The organism is Sphingomonas sp. dw_22 (genome assembly GCF_018449795.1).
Taxonomy (GTDB): domain Bacteria; phylum Pseudomonadota; class Alphaproteobacteria; order Sphingomonadales; family Sphingomonadaceae; genus Sphingomonas.
Map to the genome: position 1 here is coordinate 62,691 of NZ_JAAVVE010000003.1, position 24,141 is coordinate 86,831.

Genomic DNA, 24,141 nt, shown 5'->3' on the forward strand with positions numbered 1-24,141 from the left:
CGCGCTCGCCCGCTCCCCACGCTTCGCGCCGGCGAATTGGGCTTCACGCTCATCGAGGTTCTCGTTTCGCTCGCGCTGATGGGAATGGCAGCGGCCCTGCTCCTGTCCGGGCTTCGCATGGCGGGCCTGGTGGCGATGCACGAGCGAACGACCGGATCCGGTCTTGACGAGGTGATCGCAGCCCAGCGCGTGCTTCGGACGGGGATCGAGCGTTTGCGGCCGATCGCTCGCGTCGACACCTCGGGTTCCGTCGTCGAATTTCGGGGCAACGATGCCGTGCTGAGCTACGTCGCGCCCCCGCTCGAGCGCCAGTCGCCCAATGCGCTGCAGCGGTTCCGGCTCGCACGCGCCACGAGCGGCGACCTGGTGCTCTACAGCGTGAGCACCCGGCAAGCGCGGATCGATCCAAGCGGCTTTGATCTTGTCGGCTGGACGCCGACCACGCTGCTGCGCGGCACCTCCAACCTATCGATCAGTTACCGCGGAGCGCCTGTAACGGGTGGCCCGCGGACCTGGCTCAACGAATGGTGGGACAGGGGAAAGCCGCCGGAGCTCATTCGAATTCGTGTCGAGTTTCCGGCGGGCGACAGCAGGCAATGGCCCGACCTTCTGGTCCGGCCGCGGGCGACCACCACGACGACCTGCCAGGTCGACGGCACCACCAACGGCCGTTGCGGCGAACGTCCATGACGGCGCGCGCCATTCTCGACGCGGACATGCGCACCATTCGCCAATGGCTGCTTGGAGGCGTGCGCTGGTGGCTGGAGGAGATGCGTTCGCTCGTACCGGCGCAAGTCCGTCGGGGCCGGTCGAGCGATGGGCTCAAGCTGATCTATCGCGATGGCGCGCTGGTGCCTGGGGAGCCGCGCGGCAGCCGGGCTGTTTCAAAGCCGAGGCAGGGCACGCGAGTCACCATCATCGTGCCGGCCGCATTGTGTCTTTCGAGAGTGATCATCCGACCGCTTCTGGGTGACCGCGATCTCAGGCGGGTCATAGCGTTCGAGGCGGATACGCTCCTTCCGATCCCGGCCGGCGCTGCGATCGTCGCGGGCAGAGCTGCCGGTGCCGCTGGCGAGGCGGGCAAGATGCGGGTCGAAGTTGCGGGAATTCCCGCCGATACCGCCCAGGCGATTGCGGCGGCGATTCTGGCGGCAGGGGTAGTGCCGGCGCGCGTCGAACTGGAAGAGACTTCCGGCCAGTCGGCGCCGATCGACTTCGCGCCAGCGATGCGCGAAGGCGGTTTGCTGCCCCAGCGGCGGAGCGCGACGCCGCTGATCTGGAGCCTCGTGGCGTTCCTGCTTTGCCTGAATGTGGCCGTGGCGATCTGGCGCGATTCGGCGCGCGTCGCGCAATACGAAGAGCTCGTTCAAGGCCAGCAGCCCGCGATCAGCGTCGCACGGACAATCGCGCGCAGAAGCGAGCAGGACCGGCGACAGATCCTGCAGACAATCGCATTGCGCCGCTCGCACGATCCTTTGGCCGTCATGACGTCGGTTGGTGGCGCGCTGCCCAATGGCGCCTGGCTGCAGCGCTTCATATGGGACGGCGCCACCGTTCGCCTTGTCGGATACCGCCCGGCGAAATCCGACGTGGCAACCGCGCTGCGTCGCTCGGGTCGTTTCGCCGAGGTGCGCACCCTAGCCGACGAAACCCAGGCCGCCGTCGCGGCAGGAGAGCCCTTCGACCTAAGCGCGAAGGTCATCGGCCAATGATCGGCTCGGTTTCTTCGCGGGAACGGCGTTTGATCGCGCTGCTGATCCTCACCGCAGTGGTCGCGGCAGCCTATTATCTGGTGATCGAGCCGATCCTTGCGGGGTTCAGTGCTCGCGCCGACCGGACCGAACAGCTCGCGGCGACATATGTCCACAATCTGCGGACAATCGCCGCCATCCCCCGCCTGCGCCGCGAAGCCGAGGGCCGGCGCGCCGCCGCGGCCACGTTCGTCGTCAATGCAAAGAACATCGAAGCCGGCCGCGAGTACCTGAAGGATCGTCTCCAGCGCGCGATCGAAGGGGCGGGTGGCGAGTTCCGCGAAGGCAGCGATGCCGAAGGGCAGCCGGGTTGGGCGCGGGCACGCGCAACCGCCCGAGTGACGCTCCCCCAACTTACCGCTTCGCTCACGCGACTACAGAACGAGCCCCCCTGGATCATCGTCGAATCCGTCAGCGTCACCGCGAGCGATGCGCTCGTGACCGGTCAACCTTCAGCAATGGACGTGGAAATTGAAGCTTCGGTTCCGCTTAGACCTGCCGCCGGTCGATAGATCGTCAGTGCTTCCGCTTCTGCTGGCGATGCTGCTTGGCGCGGCGCTCGCCTTTCAGGGGCTGCTGGGCAACGATCTCGACCTGCCGCTGCCCGGACCGGTCCGCGGGCCGTCCGGAGCCGTGCAGCCGGCCGATCGACCGCGCCCGGCCACCGGAGGACCGGCCGTGTTGGCGAGGTCGATGTTCGCGCCAGTCGCTGGTCCAGCAAGCGAGGCGGGATCGGGGCAGGGGCCGCTCGGCGCCTATGCGGTAGTCGGTTCCATTCAGGTCGGTCGCACCGCCTACGCGGTGGTTCGAGCGCAGGACAGCAGCACCTTTCGAGCGAAGCCGGGCGGGAAAGTCGGCGAGTGGCGTATTCAAGCCGTGACCAGGGACGAGGTTCGCCTGTCGCGAGGCGGTGAGAGGCTGACGGTCCGGTTCGGACCGTCGGGTCCGTTCACGGTCACGGCCACATCAGGGGGAACACAGTGATGAGTCGTGGTCATGAACTTCGCGTCGGAATAGCAACGCTGGCACTCGCGGCCGCATCGTGCGCCCAAAACACACCCCCGCAGCCAATCGCCGTGCCGCAGCCGCCGGCCATCGTCGCCGAAGCGGAGCGTGCGGAGCCGCAGGTGCGCTCGACGATTGTCGGCGGCGAAGCGTCGCCGCCGGAAGCCGCAGCGAAGAAGCCGCAGGCCGTCAAACCGGGCAACATCAGCGTCAATCTTCCAAAGGCTGACGTGCGCACGGTCGCCGCTTCGGTCCAGGAGGTCACCGGCGTTCCGATCGAAGTTGACGCGGGCGCGAACGGCCAGGTGACGCTGGTCACACCGGGCAGCGTCGCGCGCTCGGAAATCATAGGTCTCTTCGAGACCGCCTTGCGTTCGGCAAATCTCGCCCTCGTCCCGGTCGGGAGCGGCTATCTCGTCCGGACAGTGGCGGCGGCCCAAAGCCCCGTCTCCCCGGAGGCCGTCGGCTTCGGCACCGAAGTGATCACGCTGCAATTCATCAACGCGGACGAGGTGAAGAAGGTGCTCGACGGCGCGCTCCCCGGCGTGGTGACCGCCGTCGATGCCCCAGGCAACCGGATTACCATCGCAGGGACGACGGGCCAGCGCAGCAGCGCGCGCGATCTTCTCAAACAGTTCGACGTCAACTGGCTGCGGAACATGAGCTTCGCGCTCTTCGTGCCCGAGCGCACCGACGCGCGTATTATCGTCCCCGAACTCGACAAGCTCATCAACGCCAAGGACGCCCCAACCCGCGACCTCGTGCGGCTGATCACCATGGAGCGACTGAACGGTATCCTCGCCGTCAGCGCCCAGCGCCAATATCTGGAAGATGTCCGTCGGTGGATCGAGATACTCGATCGGGAGGGAGAGAATTCCGAGCGCCGGATATTCGTTTACCCCGTCCAGAATGGCCGCGCACGCGATCTCGCGCGCACGCTGAACCGTGCATTCGGAAGCGGCGGCGACGACGAGGGGGAGGGAAACGGCGATCCCTTCGCTCAGAACGACCAGATCTCCGGGCGCTCCACGTCGTCGGCACCGCGCCCGCAAGTTGCCCAGAATGGCGCGCCACCCAGGAATGGCGGCGCAGCCGAGACGTCGCGAAATGCCGATCCCGATCGCCGGTCCGATACGGCTGGCGGGAAGATCACGGCCGATGAGGTCAACAACGCCATCGTCGTGTTCGGCACGCCGCGAGATTATGCGGTCATCGAGGACGCTCTTCGCAAGCTCGACGTGCCCCCCCTCCAGGTGATGATCGAGGCAGCGATCACCGAGGTGACGCTGACCGACACGTTGCGCTACGGTGTGCAGTGGAACTGGCTGACCGGAAACAGCAATTTCCGGATCACCGACGGTGCCAGCATGCCGACCGGCGCGACGCAGTCGGGATTTTCGTACTTCCTCGCCGGCAGCAGCATTTCGGTCGCACTGAACGCCCTCGAGCAGCGCACCAATGTCAAGGTCATCTCGGCGCCGAAGCTGGTCACGCTCAACAATCAGACCGCCGCGCTGCAAGTTGGCGACCAGGTGCCGGTCTCATCGGGTAGCGCGGTCAGCGTCGAGAATCCAACCGCGCCGATCGTCAACTCGATCGAGTATCGCGACACAGGCGTGATCCTCAAGGTGACGCCCCGGGTCAATGCCGGCGGTCTCGTTCTCCTCGACATTTCTCAGGAGGTGAGCGACGTCAACGCCAATGCGCCGGTCGCGAGCGGCGACCGCACACCCGCGTCTCCTACCATCTCCACCCGGCGGATCTCCACATCGGTCGCGGTGCAGGACGGCCAGGTCATCGCGCTCGGCGGGTTGTTCAAGGACTCCAAGAGCCTCGGCAAGAACGGCCTGCCGATCCTTTCTCGGCTGCCGATCATCGGCGGCCTGTTCGGAAGCCACAACAACGTTCAGAATCGCACCGAACTGATCGTTCTTCTGAAACCTCACGTCATCCGCACGCCCGACGACGGCCGCGCCGTGACCGAGGAACTCAGGGCGAAGCTTCGGACCCTCGAGCCCTTCCGCTCCAAGGGCACGATTCCATGAAATGCACCGCGAACCGCGCCGGCGAGGAAGGCTATGCCCTGGTAGCAGCAGTTGCGAGCATCGCGGTGTTCGCGACGATGGCGCTGACCGTCCTGTCGGCCACGCGAATGGCAATCGAGGACGTGGGGGCCGAGCAGGCACAGATGCAGGCGATCGCCGCGGCCGATGCCGGGATCGCACTCGCGCTCAGTCGCCTCCTGGCCGACGATGTCACGCAGCGATGGGCGGCCGACGGCCGCGTTCGCTCGACCCGGTTTTCGGATGCCAACCTGCGCATCACCGTCAAGGACGAAAGGGGCAAGGTGCCGCTCGGCCTGCTGAATGAAAAGCAGGCAACCAAGCTCCTGGAGGAGGCCGGCCTCGACGGCGATCGCCTGCTGATCGCGCGCGATTCCCTCCTCGACTGGATCGATGACGACAGCGACAAGCGGCCGTTCGGCGCGGAAGAACCTTATTATCGGGCAGCCGGATTGTTCCCGCCAGGAGGGAGAATCGCGTCGGTCGATGAACTCGCTCTCGTCCGCGGCTTCGACGCGAGGACGATCGCCCGTATCCGTCCCTACGTCACGACTTATACGGTGCGCAGCGGCTTCGACGCGGAATACGCCGACCCTCGCGCGCTCGCCGTCATGGACGAGGGCGGAGAAGGGGGACCAGCCGCGATCAACCGGGCGCGGGAACTCGCAGGGCAGCAGACCGCACTGGCCTTCGCCAATACCCCTTCACTCGCCGGCCGCCCGATTTCGATCGAGGTTGATGCCACGCTTCCCAGCGGCGCGCACGCGACGCGCACGATGATCGTCGAACTGACCGGCACCACGGATCAGCCATATCTTGTGCGGGCCTATGACTAGCGATCGCTGTGCTCGACTGCTGGGCCACAATGAATTCCGGCTTCTCGATCTCGAGGCCACGACAAGGGAGTTGAGATGATGGCGAATTCGAAACCGGTCGTGTCCGGCGGGCGGTCGGAGCTCGAAGAGTTGCTGGCACGCGGCGCCAAATTCCTGGCGAAGGGCAAACCGGCGAACGCGTTGCGTTCATTCGACGAGGCGCTCGCCCGCCATCCGACAAGCGCCGAGGCCTTCTGCCGCCGTGCCGACGCGCTTGCCGATCTCGGCCAGTGGCCGCAGGCACTCGCCAGCTACGATCGCGCGATCGCGCTGGATCCGCAGCTTTCCGAGGCACACGATTTCAAGGCCGTGTTGCTCAGCCAGGCCGGCCGGCTTGATGAGGCCCTCCGGAGCGTCGACCGCGCCTTGGCGGCTGCACCGGGGAACTTCAACGCTCTCAACAATCGCGCTCATATCTTGCATGACCTTGGCCGCGCCGAGGAGGCGCTCGCCGCCTTTGATGTCGTCATTGCCCGCGAGCCCACCTTTCCCACGGGGCACTTTATGCGGGCCCGCATACTCGCTGGTCTTGGCCGACACGAGGCGGCTCTTCTCGGCTTCGAACATGTGATCGAGCTCGATCCACAAAATATCGAAGCGCACTGCAACCGGGGCACGGCATTGCTCTTTCTCGGGAAGCCGGCAGAGGGGATCGAGGCGTTTCGCCACGCGCTGGCGCTCAACCCGAACCATGCCGATGCCTTGGCAAACCTGGGTGACGCGCTCGCCAGCCAGCTGGAATATGGCGAAGCCGAAGACTGCTTTCGCCGTTGCATCGAGGTTCAGCCCAACCATGTCGAAGCGGGCCTGAGTCTCGGCCGGTTGCTCTCCTTGCAGCGCCGGTTTGATGAAGCCGGCCGCTGCTATCAGAAAGTCCTCTCGGTCGACCTGAACAACGCCCGCGCGCTCTACGGCCTTGCCCGGGCGATGGAGGAGTTCGGACAGCATCAGAGCGCGCTCATCTGCTACGATCACCTCCTGTCCTTCGCGCAGGACGACGCGCTCGCCCATCAGAAACGCGGTCAGGTCATGCTCAGTCTCTCAAACCAGGCCGAGGCGATCCACAGCTTCGACAAGGCGGGCGCGCTCGATCCAGCCCTGGGCCTACCGGCAACGCGTCTATATGCGGCGATGCATTTGTCGCAATGGGATGGAATCGAGGATCAGCTGCAACAGGTGCGCGACGGCGTTGCGGATGGCCTGAGGGACATGATGGCGTTCCCGATTCTCTCGTTCGCGGATGATCCTGAGCTTCAGCTCGAAAGCTCCCGCATCATTGCGCGAAATCACGCGCAGCTTCCGGCTGTCCCGATCGCCGCGCGATATCCCCGGCACGAGAAAATTCGAATCGGATATTACTCCGCGGATTTCCATCATCATGCGACAATGCAGCTTTTCACCGAAACGCTCGAGGCACATGATCGCGATCGGTTTGAGCTGTTCGGGTTCTGGTTCGGTCAAGAAAAAGATGACCAGTGGAACTCGCGCGCTCGAGCTTCCTTCGACCAATTCGTCGATGTTCGCTTGCAAGACGACAAAGCGGCGGCGTTGCGGGCCCGCGAGATGGGGATCGATATCGCGATTGATCTCAAGGGATATACGCAAAACTGCAGGTTCGGGATCTTCGCCGAAAGGGCTGCACCGATTCAGGCCGGATATCTGGGCTATCCGGGAACGTCCGGGTCAACCTGTATCGACTATCTCCTTGCCGACAATGTCGTGATTCACCCGAACTACCGAAAATTCATTTCCGAGAAAGTCGCCTATCTTCCTGGCAGCTATCAGGCGAATGCCCGTCTCGGACCGATTTCAAACCTGGCGACCCGTGCCGATGCGGGGCTACCCGAGCAGCTATTCGTATTCTGCTGCTTTAATCAGAACTATAAAATAGCGCCTGATGTGTTCCGGACATGGATGACTATTCTTCGACAGGTGGATTCCAGCGTCCTTTGGCTTTGGGTCGATCGGGAGGTTGCGCGCGCGAATCTCTCACGTAGCGCGGAAGAACTCGGTATCGATGCCGATCGTCTCATCTTCGCCAATGCCGAACCGCTCGAGCGTCATCTTGACCGCCTGCAGCTTGCCGATCTGTTTCTCGACACTTTTCCATACAATGCGCACACAAGTGCCAGCGATGCTCTCCGGGCCGGCGTGCCTATCCTGACGCATGCCGGCAAGACCTTTGCGTCGCGCGTCGCGGCAAGCTTGCTGACGGAAGTCGGCCTCCCGGAGCTGATCGTCGATAGCTTCGCCGAATATGAGGCACTGGCAATTGCGCTCGGGCAAGACAAAGCGCGCATGGCCGAGACCAGGCGGCGCTTGCTCGCCGGTCGCGCTGGTTCAAGCCTGTTCGATCCTCATGCGACGGCGCGAAAGCTGGAAGCCGCCTACCGCGCGATGTACGAACGCTACCAGAGCGGCGAGGAGCCGGAAGATCTTCGCGTAGCCATCTGAGACACGTTGCTGATTTGGCTCGGCCAGAAGAGGCAGCTCGGCTAAAGCCCAGGCGACTTGTCGCTTTCGGGCCGTGCTGCCGCTGGCGCGAGACCCCAAGGGGCAAAGACCGCGGGGGAGCGAGCGTCAGTGGCGGGGCTCGAGGCCAATTCACTTGTCGCCCCAGGCGACACCATGCCCGTTCCGGCGATAGGGCCCGGACGCCGATAGAAGATATGCGCTCCGATCTTGATCACGCGCTCCAGTTTCGGTGCCCAATATGGCGATACATAGTCGGCGTGATAGTTAACCGCGTCGCCGACACGCGCCGGGAGCTGTCCGTCAAGCGCCTGCTCGGCAATCGTTCGCGCGCGGGCAAACACTTCGCCAGGCAAGCGGCGGCGCAGCGAGCCGTCGCAGGTGAAAGTGAACTGGCAGCCGGTCCTCTGTGTCGAGCCGGCGAACACCACATCGCACACCGACTTTGGAAATGCCGGATGATGCACGCGATTCAGAATCACCTCGGCGACCGCCTGCTGCCCTTCGGGGCTCTCGAATCCGGCCTCATAGGCAATGGCCAACGTCAGGCATTCGACGGCTTGCGCTCGATCTTCGACGGGGAGGGGGACGGCCGACTGCGCATTGGCGCCGGATGGTGCAAAGACTTGCGCGGTCACCACGACGGCACAAGCGAACATCCACCAAATCCGCCGTAGCGAGGCCGCGGCGGCGACAAAGCCGCGTAGGGACCCGCCGCCGCCCGCAATGACAGCGACAGCTTTAACCGCCGGGCGTCCCAGTCGAAGTGTCATGTCGTCCGGCCTCGCCAAAATCACAGGACTGAGCTGACAATATGAAGAACTTCCGAGATAGCTCGCTATCCCGGTTCTCTATTTACAGCAATTGTTCAGAATAGGTGGCTGTAATCGTCTTGTAACCCCGCTATGTAAGGTGGCGACTGCGTGAAAATATCTAGCATGGCAGGTGCAAACGTCGACTCTTCTCTTATGGATTTTGTCAATTCCTGGCACAAAATTCGATCCCCATTGCGGCAAGAGTGGCGGCGCTGCCTGAACAACATGGAGAAGGGCGAGATGATCGTGAAAATCGGGATTGTTGGATTGGTCTCCGCTGTGGGCTTGTCCGCGATCGCCTGGATGCACTCGGCGGAGGTGCCGGCGAGCAACGCGACGCTGAAGGCGCAACCGCCGGCTCTTATCAAGACCGTAGCGTCGCCGCCCCAGGAGCAGTCCCGGCCGATGCTGCCGCCGCGGATGCTGGACTGCCGACTCGGCCGGATCACCAATTTCGATCCCAGCAGGGACCAGGCGCCGAGCGAATACAAATATGATGGCGACCATCCGTTCAGGCTGTTCCTGCCCTCGATTCCGGTGCGGACAACCGAGCCGCCGCGCTCCACCCAGGCTCCCGAGCCCGTCGATCCGCAGACTCGCATCGTTGCCGATCGGGATGGGATTTCAGCGGGCGCTGCCGGCCATCCGTTCGATCGCGTGGTCGACTATTGGCCAGAACGTGTGGAATTGACCACGCCGCTGGAGTCCGGCGAGGTCAACCTCATCATCCTGCAGCAGTCGGAAGGTCGAAAAGGGATGACGGATATCTTCATGACCAAGGCCAAGGATGCCGTCACCTACGACCAGGCACATCTCTATTCCGGGCGATGCAAGGTGACGTCCGGGGACCGGGCAATGGCGGCGGCAGGCTAGCTGGCCAGGTTCAGAAAAACCGGGCGCCAGTCGCCGCCTGACAAGGGCTGACGATCGGTCGAAGTTGAAATAGCGCTACAATGGTCTGATACACTTTGCCGAACAAAATAGCGCCATTTTGGCTGGAAGATATGGTTCTGACTGCTTGCAAGAATCCGCATAGGAAAAGTGGCAAAAGCGTCATTATTCTGTCACAGAATTGGCATCAGGAATCGCTTAATGTTTTAACAATAGTCGCATTTCGACGCTATTTCTGTAGATCTGCGAATCTTGCCAAGTTGGCATAAAAATATTCCTGCGTTTCTCTGCCAAGCCAACCTCTTCGATGTGTCTATATACTGAGGGCAGGCATCATCGATGCTTGCGGCCCTGTGCCGGGGCGTCGCCCCGGCACAGGGCCGAACGTCGATGCCGAAGGGGGGGCTCGATTTATCCGGGCCTCTACGTCGGACCCTGACCCCAGGGAGACGGCTATGGAAGACGGCATGTTGATCGCGGGCCAGCAGGCCATGGATCGCACACCTGCTCCAGATTCCTTCGAACAGCATTTGATAGTGAACGATCGCCACGACGAGACCTCCCGTCGACGGGCTCGCAGGGCGCGGGCTCACTTGGCGCCGTGGCAGGCGAGCTTGGCCCGCGACATGATGCTCGCGCAGATCAGTTGTGGGCTGGCGCTCGCCGACATTGCCGCGCGGCTGAACATGACCGTCAACCACTTCATCAAGGCGTTCAGGGAGACTGAAGGCGTGGCCCCATATCACTGGTTCATGCAGCGCAGGATCGCCCGATCGATGGCGATGCTGCGCGACGAGACAATGACATTGTCCAAGGTCGCGGATGAATGCGGTTTCGCCGACCAAAGCCACTTCACGAAGGCGTTCACGCGCTTGCTCGGCGTTTCACCCGGACGCTGGCGCCGGAACGCCAAGAATGGCTCGCTCACCTTCGAGGAATAAGAGGCCCTCGCCAACGCGATCCGGCCGAACCCGAGCGCGTGAAGCGGGTCGGCGTCGCAGAAGGTGGCGCACGCCGCTGTCTTGCGAAGTTCGATGACCGGAAGGCTAGTGGAAATCTCGTTCGCTGGAATCCGGCGATGCGGCAGGGGGCGTATCCATGCTGGAGCGCGCTCGATCCATTGCGATCTGGATGTGCGAGAACATTTCGCGATCCCTTTCCTCGTCGAGGACGGACAGGGCCTCCATCAGCAGTAGGATCGCGCGTTGACGCCCAGGGCTGATGCCCGTCTGGCGAAGCGCATGCTTCGCGCCGATGAGGCCTCGGGGAGATGTCGCGAAGTTCCGCGAGGACGCGCAGGCAATATAGTTCTCGACGATTTCCTTGGCGGCCGGCGACAGCTTGGCCTTCAGCTTGCTGCTGATCTTCGGCTTCAAGGATTGGGATGATTTCAGACTGGCGCTTTCGACTGTCCCGCGCTCCACCAGGACCGACAGCGCGCGTTGCAGATAGGCCTTCGCGTCGGTATCGAAATGTTCGAGAACGAGCAGGGCGTCATTGACGCACTCGGCGGCGACGCCGCAGAGGAATTCATCACTCTCTTCATTGTCCTCGGCCAAAAGGCCGCGCCCAGGCTCGTCCACCATTCTTCCCCAATCTATCATCAACCCCGACGGCGCGCAGCTAATGCAGGCAGCCGGACGCGCGTTCCAAAGTTGAAGTACTCGGAGGCGCTAAGCCCTGTGCCGGGCCGTGGAAACCTGAAGCATGGCTCAGGCGCGGACGCCTTTGGGCAGAGCCTTGGACATGCGCGTCCGCGGCCCGGTCGCCCTGGCTACCCGGCTCCATGCTGAGAGAGGTTTCCACGCCTCCGCTGCGTCTCCGCAGGCGGAGGCGTGCCTATGCAAATCACCGACCCGTTGCAAGGCAACTGGCACAATCGCCGCCATTCAATCTGTGTCGGTTTAGTACGGTGCATTGCCGCCAATGCCGCCGCCGCGGCAGGCGTAGCGTGCCGCTGCGCCGTCGCTGCGCACCTCTGGCGGCAAGCAAGAATCGGGTACCCCCTGTGGAAATGACTAGGGGCGGCTCCTGCGGTTGGGGATAGACCAACGACAGCGCGGCCTCGGCGCGACTTGTCCTCCGGAGCTTCGCACCAACGGCCGCATTTCGGTCTCAGCCCAAGTCAAGAGAATGCGCCCGACAATCCTCAAACGCGATAGCCAACCCGATCGAGCCCGGCGCCACCAGCCGTCATCGTCCCGCCGATTCGATGTGCCACGTCTGCTGCAGTCCGAACCTGCGAAAGGCGATCGCAGTTTGACGGCGGCAACTCCGTTCTTGGGCAGCACGCGCAACTTCGTCTGCTCGATACCGAGCCTCGGGGTTGCCGCATGATCGGGTATCTCTTGAACGCGAACGGCTCAGGCCGCCCGGCGCTGGTGCCATTGATGGACGTCGATCGCTTCCTGGATCGTGTCGAAGAAGGTCAGCTTGCCGTCGTTCAGCACGGCTCCTCGTTCGCAGAAGCTCAACAGCGTCTGCGGGTCGTGCGATACCATCACCAGCGTTCCCTCGCGCCGCCGCTCGGTCAGCGCGGCGTGACAGCGATCACGAAAACGCTCGTCGCCCGCGCCGGTGACCTCGTCGACGAGATAGCAGTCGAAATCGATCGCCAGACTGATCCCGAACGCGAGGCGGGCCTGCATTCCCGACGAGTAGGTCTTGACCGGCTGGCGGAAATAGGGGCCGAGCTGCGCGAAATCCTCAACGAAAGCCAGCATTGGCTCGACCTTGCGCCGATAGACCCGAGCGATGAATCGGACATTGTCGGCGCCTGTCAGGCTCGCCTGGAAGGCGCTCGAATAGCCGATCGGCCAAGACACCGTCATGCGGCGATCGATCCGTCCCGCAGTCGGCATTTCCACGCCGGCAAGCAGCCGCAGAAGCGTCGATTTACCGGCGCCATTCGCGCCACAAATTCCGATCGCCTCGCCAGGTCTTACGCTGAAGCTCGCCTTGCGCAGTACCGTCTTGCGGAGATTTCGCGCGTGATACGTCATCGAGACATTGTTGAAACGGATCATCGCACGAGTCCTTTATTGGAGACGCCATTCTCCGGTGATCCGGATAACCGTCAAGGCAAATATGCCGAAGCGCCAGCGGCTCAAGCGTCGGCCGGGTCTTTGCCCAAATGACTGCACCATTGTCCAATGTCGAGCGGCTGCGTCTGCTCTACGACCCGAATTACGTGGGTCACGTCGGCACGCTGAACGGCGGCGCACCCGTGCAAGTGTGCATGGAGAGCCGGATGCTGAACGATCAGTCCGGCACCGGGGTCGCGACTTATGCGCGGGTGCTGGCCGACTGCCTGGCGGCCGCTGGCGCGGAGCCGCTCATTCTCGATGACGGTCGGCAGTTCGATCCCCATCCGCGCTCGCGTGTCGCGCGGTGGCTCTCCGCTGCGCGGGGATCCGGGCGCACGGCGGTGGCCGTGGAACCGAGCGCGACGCCGGCGCCGACGCAGTGGATCGCGCGCGATATTTTTAAGGAGGCGCAGGTCTTCTTCAACATTCACGGACGCCCGCTACCGGTCACGTTCGATCGCCCGCCGGAGGTCATGCACTGGACCTACCCGACACCGATCTACGTCGTGGGGGCGAAGAATCTCTACACTGTTCACGACCTGATCCCTCTGGCGCATCCGCATCTGACGCCGATCCCGACGACACGGCACCGGTCGATCCTGCGCGGTATCGCCGATCAGGCACACAGCATCGTCACCGTCTCCGAGACCGTGCGGCAGTTGGTGATCGAGCACCTCGGCCTCAGCCCGGAAAGGGTCACCAACACCTATCAGGCGATCGAAACGCCGCTCCAGTCCGACCCGCCGCTCCCGTCGGACCTCCGCTCCGGCCGCTACTTCTTCTTCTGCGGTCGCGTGGAGCGTCGCAAGAACCTTGCACGCCTCGCGCGAGCGCTCGCCGAGAGCCGGTCGAACTTGCCCCTGGTGATCGTCGGACCTGCCGTCGATGGCGAGGAAGAGCTGGAGGCGATACTGCGCGCCTCGCCGAACGTTCGGCGCATCGCCTGGGTACCGCGCAACGAGCTGATCGGGCTGATGCGCCGTGCGCGCGCCTTGCTTTTTCCCTCGCTCGCAGAGGGGTTCGGGTTGCCGATCGTCGAGGCAATGACCCTGGGCTGTCCCGTGCTCACCTCCTCGAAAGGGGCTGCTGCGGAGATCGCTGGCAAGGCCGCGATGCTGGTCGACCCCTTCGACGCAGCGGCGCTCGCGGAGGCAATCAGCCGGCTGGACCAGGACGACGCACTGTGCATGCGTCTGCGCGCCGCCGGGTTCAGCCGCGGGAGGAGGTTCACGCCCGAACTCTACGCGCGCCGCCTGCGCGCCCTTTACGCGAGTGCGCTTGCCTCCGGCGCAACTGGAGCAAGCGGATGACGACGCACGGCCAGGCCCTCATTCGCGTCGGAGTCGACGGGTTCAATCTCGGCATGCGTGAGGGAACCGGGGTCGCGACCTATGCGCGCTCGCTCGCCGAGGCCTGCCATGAACTCGGCCGGCCCGTCGACCTCGTCTACGGGCTCAATGTCCCGGCATCCGCGCCGCCGGAGCAGCGCGAAACCCTCTTCTTCAGTGCGCTCGCCCAGACGCAGGCCCCGACCGGCCAGGCGCCGCGCGCTTCAACCGTTCGGAAGATCCGTCGCCTCCTTCTTCGGCCGGGCGTGCGCGAACTCGTCGAGGTTCCGGCCTCAGGTCGGGTCATCCGGAAGGGATTCGCGCAGCGGGTTCCCGCCTATGACCGGCTGTTCACCTTCAATGCTCTTTTCACACTCGGCGAGCGCTATTTTCGCCGGTTCGGTCGCCTCATGCCGGTGAGCGTGCCGCAGCCGCCGGAGATCATGCATTGGACATACCCGGTCCCGGTGAGGATGGTCGGCAGCAGAAACGTCTACACCATCCACGATCTCGTGCCGCTGCGGCTCCCTTTTCTGAGCCTCGAGGACAAGCGCTACCACGAGCGCCTCCTCCACGCCTGCATTGCGCACGCGGCGCATGTGCTCACGGTCTCCGAGCATTCCCGCTCGGACATCCTGAACTTCCTTCCCATCGCACCCGATCACGTTACCAACACCTACCAGGCGCTTCCGCCCCACCGCGGGGCGGAGCGATCCAACGAGGAACTCGCTCGCAACCTTCGGGCGATCTTCAATCTCGAGGCGGGCGGCTACTTCCTCTATTTCGGTGCAATCGAACCGAAGAAGAATGTCGGCAGACTGATCGAAGGATATCTCTCCTCAGCCCTCGACACGCCGCTCGTAATCGCCGGCCCCGACGCCTGGGGCGCCGCGGAGGAACTCCAGCTCCTCGACGGGGACGGGGCGGCGCGCGCTCGCCAGGCCGGCCGGCTGCGGCGCGTCGGCTACGTTCCGACCGAACACCTGGAGCAACTTGTCGCCGGCGCCCGCGCCGTGATCTTTCCATCGCTGTACGAGGGATTCGGCCTGCCCGCCCTCGAAGCCATGTCCGCCGGCGCCCCGCTGATCTACGGCTCCGAGGGCGCACTGCCGGAGATCGTCGGCGCAGCCGGCGTCATGATCGATCCCTATGACGTCGATGCGATCGGCCGCGCGCTCCTGGCGCTCGATCAAGACGAGCGATTGCGGTCCGACCTCAAGTCCGCAGGGGGGCTGCGCGCACTCGATTTCACCATGCCGCAATATCGCGCGCGCATTGACGCAATCCACAAGCAGCTCATCCACGACGCCCCGCGACCTGGCCGGGCGAGCATCTTTCCGAAGACTCCAAATACCCTCAGCGGAGAACTTACCTGATGCCGCGCACCCATCGCGCCAACGTCAAACCGGTAGCCACCTTGCTCGCTTCGTCGCTGGCTCTGGCGGGCTGCGCGACTTTGCCCACCAGCGGACCTACCTCGGCCGAGATCTCACGGGCACAGAGGAGCCTCGACAACTTCGATCTCGTCGATGTCGACGCGGCTGCGCTCGAAAGAATCTCCGCCTCGCCATCGACGGGGAAGGGGCGTCTTGCGCCGCTGGCTGTCGATGGGTTTGTCGACACGATCGGTCCGGGTGACGTGCTGCAGATTGCGATCTACGAGGTAGGTGCACCGCTCTTCGGCTCGCGTGCCGGCGCGACGGCTGAGCTGTCGACGGGTTCGAGCAGCGGCGAGACCTTGCCACCGGTGACCGTGGCGCGCGACGGGCACATCACGATCCCTTGGGCCAGCCACGTCGTCGCGGCAGGCAAGACACCCGATGAGCTCGCGGAAGAGCTGAGCGCCGCCTACCGGCGCAATTCGGAGAATCCGCAGGTGATGGTCGCCATCCGCGAAAATGTGAACAACACCATCATCGTACAGGGCGACGTGAAAAAGCCCGGACGGCTTCCGCTGACGCTCGCGCGCGAGCGCCTGCTCGACGCGATCGCCATCTCCGGCGGATCCGCCAACCCGAGCCTCGACAGCGTCGTCAAGATCAACCGGGCAGAACGTGCCGCGGAAGAGCCGCTGAGCGCGATCGAACCCGGATCGGAAGACGATCTTCGTCTTCTGCCCCAGGACCGTATCTCGGTGACATTCCGCCCGCGCACCTTCACCGTGCTCGGCGCGACCGGCAAGGTCTCGGAGATTCCCTTCCAGAGCCCGCGCGTCTCCCTGATCGAGGCGATCGGCCGGAGCGGCGGGCCCAGCGACGAGCGCGCCGATCCCGCTGCGATCTTCGTCTTCCGCTATGAACCGGCCGAATATGACGGGTCGCCCGCTGCCGGTTCGCGTCCGGTCGCCTACAAGCTCAACATGCGCCAGCCAGAGAGCTACTTTCTCGCCCAGCGCTTCGAGATGCGGCCACGCGACGTCATCTATATCGCCAACGCCGGCGCCAATATCCCGACCAAGGCGATCCAGGTGCTGAGCCTCTTCTTCTCGCCGTTCTACACGGCGAAGGTGCTGAGCCAGTGAAGCTGATTGGCCTTTCGACCGTCTTCGGGCGTGACACGTCCCCTCGCGAACCCCGACCTGAGGTCAGCGGACTTCCTCCGCATCGACCTCCAGCACAAGAAGGAGAACTGCGGATGAACGCGCAGATCGACCCGAGAGCAAGACAGCCCGAGCTGCCGATTCCCGATGGCCTTGGCAGGGATGAGATACTCGCCGCTCTCACCAGCTTTTCCATCGACGGCGCCGGTCCGGGTGAACTCGACGCCTATGCGCGGGAGGATTGCGACCGTTTCCTCCACACGCTCTCGCTGGTTCCGCCTGGCCCGCTCAAGATTCTCGAAGTGGGTGCCAACCCATATTTCCTGACTTATCTCTTGAAGAAATTCCGGCCCGAGGCGCAGCTCACGCTGGTCAACTATTTCGGCGGGGAAGCTGACAAGAAGAGACAATCGCTCGCCGTGTCAGCCACGGACGGAGCCGTGGAAAGATATGATCTCGAATATCACAATGTGAACGTCGAGGAGGCCGATCTGCCCTTCGAGGAAAGCAGCTTCGACCTGGTGCTCTATTGCGAAGTTATCGAGCACATGCTGAACGACCCGGTAGCGACGCTCAGGCGCGTCAAGCATGTGCTTAGGCAAGATGGCTGGCTGGTGCTGACGACGCCCAACGTGGCCCGGCTGGAGAACGTCGCGCGCCTCGTAGCGGGCAGCAACATCTATGATCCCTATTCCGGCTATGGGCCTTATGGCCGGCACAACCGGGAATATAATCGCCACGAGCTGCACCACCTCCTGCGCTACTGCGGTTTCAGCGAGGAGCTGTTCTTCACCGCGGACGTGCATCCCAACCGGGCGGGCGATTTCGTCAGCGTCGAACGGCTCGAGCCGCTGTTGCGCGATCGCGCGGCCGATCTGGGTCAGTACCTCTTCACCCGGCAGCGGAACACCGGGCCGATGGCTCGCCAGCTGCCAGGCTGGCTCTACCGCAGCTATCCGGCCGAGGCGCTCGACATGACGGAGACGCTTTAGGTGAAGGTCGCCATTCCACCTTTTCTGATTTCCGCTGGAGAACCTCCGAGATGAGCACCCAGGATGGGATTGCCGAGCATGCCGAGGCCGACCAGCGGCCGGGAAAGCGGCGGCCGACGATATCCGACGTGGCGCGCGCATATCGGTTGTTTCTGGGACGCGAGCTCGAGAGCGCCTCGATGGCGGGGTTCCACATCGGCAACTCGCCGGATCTGTGGGATCTCGTGGAAACCGTCTCGACCTGCGCGGAGGCCAGTCGTCAGCGCGTTGCGGAGGCAGCGGCGGCAATGCGGACGTTTCAAGGTCAGCTATCGCTGGAACTCGACGCATCTCCCGCGCAGCTTGAGGCGCTTCGCCATGCCACGATGGACGCCTGGAAGGCTAAGGGTCTCGGCCGATATGATGAGTGGCTCCGTCAAGGCGTGGACCATTTTGCGAAGCGTAGCGGAAGATGGAACCTCGAGAAGACGCTGGAACGCGGCAAGATCGAGGCGACCGATCTTCTCGGAACATTAAGCCGCCTTGGCTGGGCCGGTCCTGTCGACGCGACGATCACCGTTGTTGGTGCCCAGGCATTTCGCATGCGCGAGGCCGCGCCGCATCTCGTCGGCGTGGAACTGGTCGAATCCGATCTCGCGCTCGCGGAGCGTGCGCAAGCTCCCGGGAGCGGAACGAGCCCCCGGGCGCTCTCCATCACGGACTATGACGGAGATCCGCCGGAGACCGACATCTTCTATTCGGTATCCGCCCTGCAATATGCGCCGCCGCCGCTCTTGCTCGACATGCTTCGGTGCTTCCTTGCCCGCGTACGGCCCGGCGGCGTCGCGGCCTTTCAGGTGCCGTGCTACCTTCACGATTATCAATTCGGCATCGACGCCTATCTCTCGGGCGAGGGCCGAGACACAGCCGGCGAACTGCATTGCGTGCCGCAATCCCGAATACTCGCACTGCTTTCGCAAGAAGGCTTCCAGCTCCTCGAGGTCAGTCCCGACGAGCGGGTCGGGAAGTTCGGGCTCTCCTACTTCTTCGTCGCGGAAAAGACGGTTTCCGCCGCCGCGCTCCGTTCGCCGGAGCATGCTGCAACAATCACCGGAAATGAGGATATGATCGTGGATCAGACGATGGCTAAAAGCGAGCTCGGACAGGCGGTGCAGGCGCGCGAGTGGTTCCACCGTATCGACTTGGGGGATGGGCTGATAACCCCGGGCGGCGACGATTCGCCCTATAAGCTGACCGCACTCGGGCTCCCGAAGGATCTCAGCGGGAAGTCCGTCCTGGACGTCGGCGCCTGGGACGGCTTCTTCTCGTTCGAATGCGAGCGACGCGGCGGCGCGCAAGTGGTGGCGTCGGATTCCTATTGCTGGAACGGGCAGGGCGTTTTCGACGGCGGTGGATTTCGTCTCGCCCACGCGGCACTGGAATCGCGCGTCGTCCCCCTGAACGCGAGCGTCGAGCAACTCGACCCCGCCGTGCACGGGACGTTCGACTATGTGCTGTTCCTCGGCGTCCTCTATCACGCGAGAGATCCGCTCGGTTATCTGGCGAAGGTGCGCGCGCTCTGCCGAGGTACGGCCATCATCGAAACGGTGGTCGACGCACTCGACGTCGATCGACCGGCGCTCATTTTTTATCCGGGCGCGACGCTGAACCGCGATGGGTCGAATTTCTTCGGCCCCAATGAGGCCGCCGTGATCGCGATGTGCAAGGAAGTAGGCTTCTCGCGCGTCGAGGTCGCCAACAGGTTCTACTACGACAACAGAATGGTCTTCCACGCCCACGTCTGACCCGGCATTGTCCCGGAATTTCTCATGGACCATCCGGCGCCCGCGAACACCTGCGCCGGCCAGCAGCGACAAGGCAAGGTCGAAGACGATGGACGTATCCGTTCCAACATTCCCGGACTTGGCCAAGGGCGTGCGGCCCGGCCTCAATCTTCTGCTCCTTGGCAATTGCCAGCTCGAGAGTATCGCCCAGGCTGCGCCGTCGCTCGGGCATACGGCACACCATCAGCTTATGGAATCGTTACGACATTCCGCGATTCCGGCGGTGGCAACCGGGAACTTCGATGCTGCGGTTGTGTCCCTGACCCTGCGCCACATCGTCAGCGACGCCACCGGCCTGTTCTTCGGAGCCGCAGATATGGCGCTGGCGCGGCTGCAGGACGAGAGCCAGGCCGAGGAACTCCTCGAGCGTTGTTCGGCGCTGATTGACCGCAGGCTCGACGCGCTCCAGCCGGCTCTGGCCGGCCTGCCATCATTCGTCGCCTCCTTCCTCGAGCCCAGCTTCAACTACTTCGGGACGCTGATCGACCCCTATGGGCCGACTGCGCCGCGCGCGGTCATGCGCGAGCTCAACCGCCGCTTTGCCGCGCTGGTTCGCAACCGGCCCAATTTCTATTTCCTGGACATCAATGATCTCGCCAACGCGGCCGGTCGGATGAATTTCCACGACGATGCTGTTGCCGGCTCGCTGCATGGTTCAGTCATCAGCGAAGCAATGGCCGAATATGACCGCGACAGGTTTGAAGTGCCGGCGCCCAATTCCGACTTCTTCGACTATCCCGCTTATTCAATGGCGTTCGCCGAGCTCTTCTGGGGCAGCATGGCCACTGCGCTTGCCGTCATCCGGCAGGACGATCCCGTCAAGCTCATCGTCGTCGATCTCGATGATACCTTGTGGCGCGGTGTCGCCGCAGACTCCGACTTGCCGCATTGGGCGCGAACGGAAGGGTGGCCGATCGGCTTCGTGGAAGCGCTGCTCTTCTTCAAACGCCGCGGCGGGCTGCTGGCGATCTGCAGCAAGAATGACAGGGAAAGCACTTTGGAGCGGCTGCGCGCGATCTGGCATGGCGCCCTGGTCGAGGAGGATTTCTCGGCGATCCGTATCAACTGGCAATCCAAGGCGGAAAATATCGCCGAAATCATCGCGGAAACCAATATTCTCGCGGGCAATACCCTCTTCATCGACGATAATCCCCGGGAACTGGACGAGGTTGTCGCGCGCCTCCCCGATATCCGCGTACTCGGCGGCCGCCCGCACGACTGGCGCCGAACCATCCTTTGCGCCCCGCAGACGCAAGTGCACACGATCACTGCTGAATCGAGCCGCAGGACCGAGCTTGTCCGCGCCCGCGCATCGCGCGAAGCGGCGAAATTGGAGCCGACGGGGAGCCGCGAGGAGTGGCTGGCGTCGCTTTCGCTTTCCGAGGACATCGTCCGCGTCGAGGATCCATTGTCGCCCGAAGCGGTGCGCGCCTTCGAGCTCATCAACAAGACCAACCAGTTCAACACGACCGGCAAGCGCTGGACCTTGCCGGACTTCCATGCCTTCCTGGGCGGAACGGGCATTTGCCTGGTGGCGAGCCTCAAGGACAGGAATGTCGACAACGGCATTATCGGCGTGAGCCTCATCCAGGACGGCGAGATCGTCCAAACGTTGCTTTCATGCCGGGTTTTCGGGCTGGGCGCGGAGATCGTCCTTGGACGGCAGGCTACCGCGGTCGCCCTGCGGCAGGCTCCGTTCGCGATCGGCCGCATCGTTGATACGGGCAGGAACTTCACCTGCCATGCCTATTTCGAGGCGCTGGGCTACAGGCGCGAGGGGCCCGTCTTTCGGGCACACCAGCCCTGCGCGATGCCGCCCTGGATCACGACAACCGGATTCGACGTTGCCGCAGACAGCGACCGTCTGCTGCGCGCTTGAGCGCGGGCGGCGAGTGCAGGGGGGAATGATATGATCCGGAATATCGAGGACGACATCAGGACAGGGTGCCTGGCACGCACTGGCATGGAGCCGGCGGAGCTTTCGATGCAGTTCGCCAGCTTTGGCAACGACTGCGAATTTGGCTTCGTCCAGCGTCACTTCGGTGCCGAGCCGATCAGCATCTTCCGATGGGCCAACCCCAAGGCCGACATGATCCTGCACGGCCTCAGGACCAATTTCGCGGACCTTGGCGAAGACCTCGCCGTCGAACTCGACAGGCAGCAGCCGCGACGGGAATGGATCATCGTCGATCGCTTCTACGCGCTCCGGCAACACACCTTCATTTTCGAAGGCGATCCGAAAGAAGAGAATATCGAGGTCAATATCCGCAGGCACCTCGCCTTTCTGCGGCGGCAGCTCCAGGAGGATATTGCGCTTGGCGAAAAGATCTTCGTCATAAAGTCGGCGCCCAACGTGCCGGAGCAGACCGCCCGGACCATCGCCCTGGCGCTGCGCGAACTGGGACCCGGCTGGCTGCTTTGGGTGGTCGACGAGCCGGGTGGACCCGCCGTCGAGCGCGTCCAGGACGGCCTGCTCAAAGCCAGGGTCAACGGCCTCCTTTGGGAAGGACATCCGCGCTGGTTCGAGATGCAATGCGCGTGGGCGCAGTGGCTGGAAGCGATGATGCAAGCCTGGCAGCTCGTTAATCAGGACCGGTAGGATGAGCGGATTGCATTGGCTGCCCGACGATCCATCGTGGCGCCCGCGGCTGAAAGCCTTGCGGGAATCCGCAGCCTCGCCGCAGGCATGGTCCGAAGCGGTCGCGCTCGCCAATCTGCGGATGGATGCCATGCAGACCAACGCGCTCGACGCCACCGTGCGCGCGCTGTTCGGCGCCGCGCTCCCGGCGGGGCTGGCCGCCAAGCCGATCAGGCTGGCGCTGCTCGGCACATGCACCATGACCCATCTGCATGGCGCGATCCGGGTCGCCGGGCTGCGGCGCGGCACATGGATCGACATCTACGAGAATGACTATGGCCAGTATCTGCAGGAACTCGCCGATCCCGCCTCCGCCCTCCACGCGTTCCGGCCGGACACCGTCCTGCTCGCGCTCGACGCGCACCATCTTTGCCTCGGCCTGTCCACGGCCCAGGATCTGGAGGCGCATCTGCGCGAGCGGACTGCCCATATCGCCGAATGCTGGCGCCTCCTCAGGCAGAGCTTTCGTTGCCCGGTGATCCACCAGACGCCGCTGCCGGTGCATCCGCGCCTGATCGGCCTCAACGAGCATCGCCACCCGGCCTCGGCCGCGCATTTCATCGACGCATTGAACCGCGATCTGCGCCGCCTCGCCGAAGACACCGGCGTCGATCTCCTGGCGCTCGACGGCCGCGCTGCGCGCGACGGTCTCGCGGCCTGGTTCGATCCTGACCTGTGGTATCGCGCGAAACAGGAGGTTTCGCCGGCGGCCGCCCCGATGTTCGGCGATCTCCTGGGCCGCCTGCTGGCCGCCCAGCAGGGCCGCTCGTTCAAATGCCTCGTGCTCGATCTGGACAACACCATCTGGGGTGGCGTGATCGGAGACGATGGAATGGCAGGGATCGTTCTTGGCCAGGGCAGCCCGCTCGGCGAAGCCTATTCGGCATTCCAGGGCTATGTCCGCGATCTGGTCCGACGCGGCGTCCTTCTCGCCGTCTGCTCCAAGAACGACGAGGCCACCGCGCTCGAGCCGTTCGATGCCCATCCGGACATGACGTTGCGGCGCGCCGACATCGCCAGCTTCGTCGCCAACTGGACCGACAAACCCGCCAATCTCAAGGCGATCGCGACCGACCTCAACATCGGGCTCGACAGCCTGGTGTTCGTCGACGACAATCCCGTCGAGCGCGCGCTGGTGCGCCAGGAACTGCCGATGGTCGCCGTTCCCGAGACCAGTGATGAGCCGATCGCTTCCATCCGGGCGCTCGAGGACGGCGGCTATTTCGAGAGTATAGCGGTCACCGAGGACGATCGCGCGCGCACCGCGCAGTATCAGGACAATCGGGGCCGCGAAGCGGTGAAGGCCTCCGCCACCGATCTCGATAGCTATCTTCTAAGCCTGGACATGGAGCTAACCGTCAAGCCGTTCGACACGATCGGATTGCGGCGCACGGTCCAGCTCATCAACAAGACGAACCAGTTCAATCTCACCACCCGGCGCTATGCCGAGGAAGAGATCCGGGCGGTTATGGCCGACCCGGGCGCCATAGGGCTCCAGCTGCGCCTGACCGATCGGTTCGGCGACAATGGCACGATCGCCGTCGTGATCGGCGAGCTTCAGGAGGATGGCGATGTCCTGATCGACAGCTGGCTGATGTCCTGCCGTGTCCTCGGCCGCCAGGTTGAATCGGCCACGCTGAACCTGATCGCGGCGCGCGCCCTGAAACTCGGCGGGCGGCGGCTCATCGGCGAATATCTGCCGACCGCGAGGAACGGCATGGTCAAGGATCATTACGCTCGCCTGGGCTTCACGCTCATCGAGACCCGGGACGATGGTGCAAGCCGCTGGGTCCTCGATCTTGCCGGCTTCACGCCGGCGAAGAGTTTCCTGACGGTGACCGAAGCCTGAGCCCATTCCGCCGA

General features: G+C 63.9%; 20 protein-coding genes. 17 read left to right on the plus strand and 3 right to left on the minus strand.

Features of this window, described 5'->3' with window-relative positions; all coding sequences use genetic code 11:
* The first annotated feature begins 36 nt into the window (after positions 1 to 36).
* The 7 genes from HB724_RS02145 (at position 37) to HB724_RS02175 (ending at position 8,148) form a co-directional block, all read left to right on the plus strand.
* Complete coding sequence (locus HB724_RS02145; protein WP_213979253.1) at positions 37 to 690, plus strand: prepilin-type N-terminal cleavage/methylation domain-containing protein; 654 nt, start codon at positions 37 to 39, stop codon at positions 688 to 690.
* The gene (locus tag HB724_RS02150; protein WP_213979254.1) at positions 687 to 1,712 is read left to right on the plus strand and encodes a PilN domain-containing protein; all 1,026 of its coding nucleotides are present in this window, start codon (positions 687 to 689) and stop codon (positions 1,710 to 1,712) included. The genes HB724_RS02145 and HB724_RS02150 overlap by 4 nt, the downstream gene beginning before the upstream one ends.
* Positions 1,709 to 2,263 carry a type II secretion system protein GspM gene (gene gspM / locus HB724_RS02155; RefSeq protein WP_213979255.1) on the plus strand — a complete coding sequence of 185 codons (555 nt, stop codon included), beginning with the start codon at positions 1,709 to 1,711 and terminating at the stop codon, positions 2,261 to 2,263. The genes HB724_RS02150 and gspM overlap by 4 nt, the downstream gene beginning before the upstream one ends.
* Positions 2,264 to 2,270: 7 nt before the next feature.
* Positions 2,271 to 2,735: a hypothetical protein gene (locus tag HB724_RS02160; protein WP_213979256.1), complete on the plus strand. Its 465-nt coding sequence runs from the start codon at positions 2,271 to 2,273 to the stop codon at positions 2,733 to 2,735.
* Entirely contained in the window at positions 2,735 to 4,801 is a 2,067-nt protein-coding gene (gene gspD, locus HB724_RS02165) for a type II secretion system secretin GspD (protein ID WP_213979257.1), read from the plus strand. The genes HB724_RS02160 and gspD overlap by 1 nt, the downstream gene beginning before the upstream one ends.
* Complete coding sequence (locus HB724_RS02170) at positions 4,798 to 5,655, plus strand: type II secretion system protein GspK (RefSeq protein ID WP_213979258.1); 858 nt, start codon at positions 4,798 to 4,800, stop codon at positions 5,653 to 5,655. The genes gspD and HB724_RS02170 overlap by 4 nt, the downstream gene beginning before the upstream one ends.
* Before the next feature lie 78 nt (positions 5,656 to 5,733).
* The gene (locus tag HB724_RS02175; protein ID WP_213979259.1) at positions 5,734 to 8,148 is read left to right on the plus strand and encodes a tetratricopeptide repeat protein; all 2,415 of its coding nucleotides are present in this window, start codon (positions 5,734 to 5,736) and stop codon (positions 8,146 to 8,148) included.
* A 41-nt stretch (positions 8,149 to 8,189) separates the two neighbouring features.
* Here HB724_RS02175 and HB724_RS02180 read toward each other — a convergent pair whose 3' ends face one another.
* Positions 8,190 to 8,825 carry a cell wall hydrolase gene (locus HB724_RS02180; RefSeq protein WP_213979260.1) on the minus strand — a complete coding sequence of 212 codons (636 nt, stop codon included), beginning with the start codon at positions 8,823 to 8,825 and terminating at the stop codon, positions 8,190 to 8,192.
* 279 nt (positions 8,826 to 9,104) lie between these two features.
* Here HB724_RS02180 and HB724_RS02185 point away from each other — a divergent pair, with 279 nt between their 5' ends.
* Positions 9,105 to 9,854 (plus strand): hypothetical protein, encoded by a 750-nt coding sequence (locus HB724_RS02185; RefSeq protein WP_213979261.1) that lies wholly within the window; start codon positions 9,105 to 9,107, stop codon positions 9,852 to 9,854.
* Positions 9,855 to 10,327: 473 nt separating this feature from the next.
* Positions 10,328 to 10,813, plus strand: coding sequence for an AraC family transcriptional regulator (locus HB724_RS02190; protein ID WP_213979262.1), 486 nt, complete (start codon positions 10,328 to 10,330; stop codon positions 10,811 to 10,813).
* A gap of 105 nt (positions 10,814 to 10,918) precedes the next feature.
* Here the strand turns inward: HB724_RS02190 and HB724_RS02195 are convergent, their stop codons facing one another.
* Positions 10,919 to 11,458 carry a hypothetical protein gene (locus HB724_RS02195; protein WP_213979263.1) on the minus strand — a complete coding sequence of 180 codons (540 nt, stop codon included), beginning with the start codon at positions 11,456 to 11,458 and terminating at the stop codon, positions 10,919 to 10,921.
* A 777-nt stretch (positions 11,459 to 12,235) separates the two neighbouring features.
* Positions 12,236 to 12,898: an ABC transporter ATP-binding protein gene (locus HB724_RS02200; RefSeq protein WP_213979264.1), complete on the minus strand. Its 663-nt coding sequence runs from the start codon at positions 12,896 to 12,898 to the stop codon at positions 12,236 to 12,238.
* A 119-nt stretch (positions 12,899 to 13,017) separates the two neighbouring features.
* On the opposite strand from HB724_RS02200, the gene HB724_RS02205 reads away from it, so the two are divergent.
* The 8 genes from HB724_RS02205 (at position 13,018) to HB724_RS02240 (ending at position 24,127) form a co-directional block, all read left to right on the plus strand.
* Positions 13,018 to 14,268 (plus strand): glycosyltransferase family 1 protein, encoded by a 1,251-nt coding sequence (locus tag HB724_RS02205; RefSeq protein WP_213979265.1) that lies wholly within the window; start codon positions 13,018 to 13,020, stop codon positions 14,266 to 14,268.
* Positions 14,265 to 15,662 (plus strand): glycosyltransferase family 1 protein, encoded by a 1,398-nt coding sequence (locus tag HB724_RS02210; RefSeq protein ID WP_213979266.1) that lies wholly within the window; start codon positions 14,265 to 14,267, stop codon positions 15,660 to 15,662. The genes HB724_RS02205 and HB724_RS02210 overlap by 4 nt, the downstream gene beginning before the upstream one ends.
* On the plus strand, positions 15,662 to 16,807 hold the full coding sequence (locus HB724_RS02215; RefSeq protein WP_213979267.1) for a polysaccharide biosynthesis/export family protein: 1,146 nt from the start codon (positions 15,662 to 15,664) through the stop codon (positions 16,805 to 16,807). The genes HB724_RS02210 and HB724_RS02215 overlap by 1 nt, the downstream gene beginning before the upstream one ends.
* 113 nt (positions 16,808 to 16,920) lie before the next feature.
* Complete coding sequence (locus tag HB724_RS02220; protein ID WP_213979268.1) at positions 16,921 to 17,817, plus strand: methyltransferase domain-containing protein; 897 nt, start codon at positions 16,921 to 16,923, stop codon at positions 17,815 to 17,817.
* A gap of 50 nt (positions 17,818 to 17,867) precedes the next feature.
* Positions 17,868 to 19,601, plus strand: coding sequence for a class I SAM-dependent methyltransferase (locus HB724_RS02225; RefSeq protein ID WP_213979269.1), 1,734 nt, complete (start codon positions 17,868 to 17,870; stop codon positions 19,599 to 19,601).
* Between the two features lie 88 nt (positions 19,602 to 19,689).
* Entirely contained in the window at positions 19,690 to 21,519 is a 1,830-nt protein-coding gene (locus HB724_RS02230) for an HAD-IIIC family phosphatase (protein ID WP_213979270.1), read from the plus strand.
* Positions 21,520 to 21,549: 30 nt separating this feature from the next.
* Positions 21,550 to 22,239 (plus strand): hypothetical protein, encoded by a 690-nt coding sequence (locus HB724_RS02235; protein ID WP_213979271.1) that lies wholly within the window; start codon positions 21,550 to 21,552, stop codon positions 22,237 to 22,239.
* Between the two features lies 1 nt (position 22,240).
* Positions 22,241 to 24,127, plus strand: a complete 1,887-nt coding sequence (locus HB724_RS02240; protein WP_213979272.1) for an HAD-IIIC family phosphatase — start codon at positions 22,241 to 22,243, stop codon at positions 24,125 to 24,127.
* Positions 24,128 to 24,141: the final 14 nt, after the last annotated feature.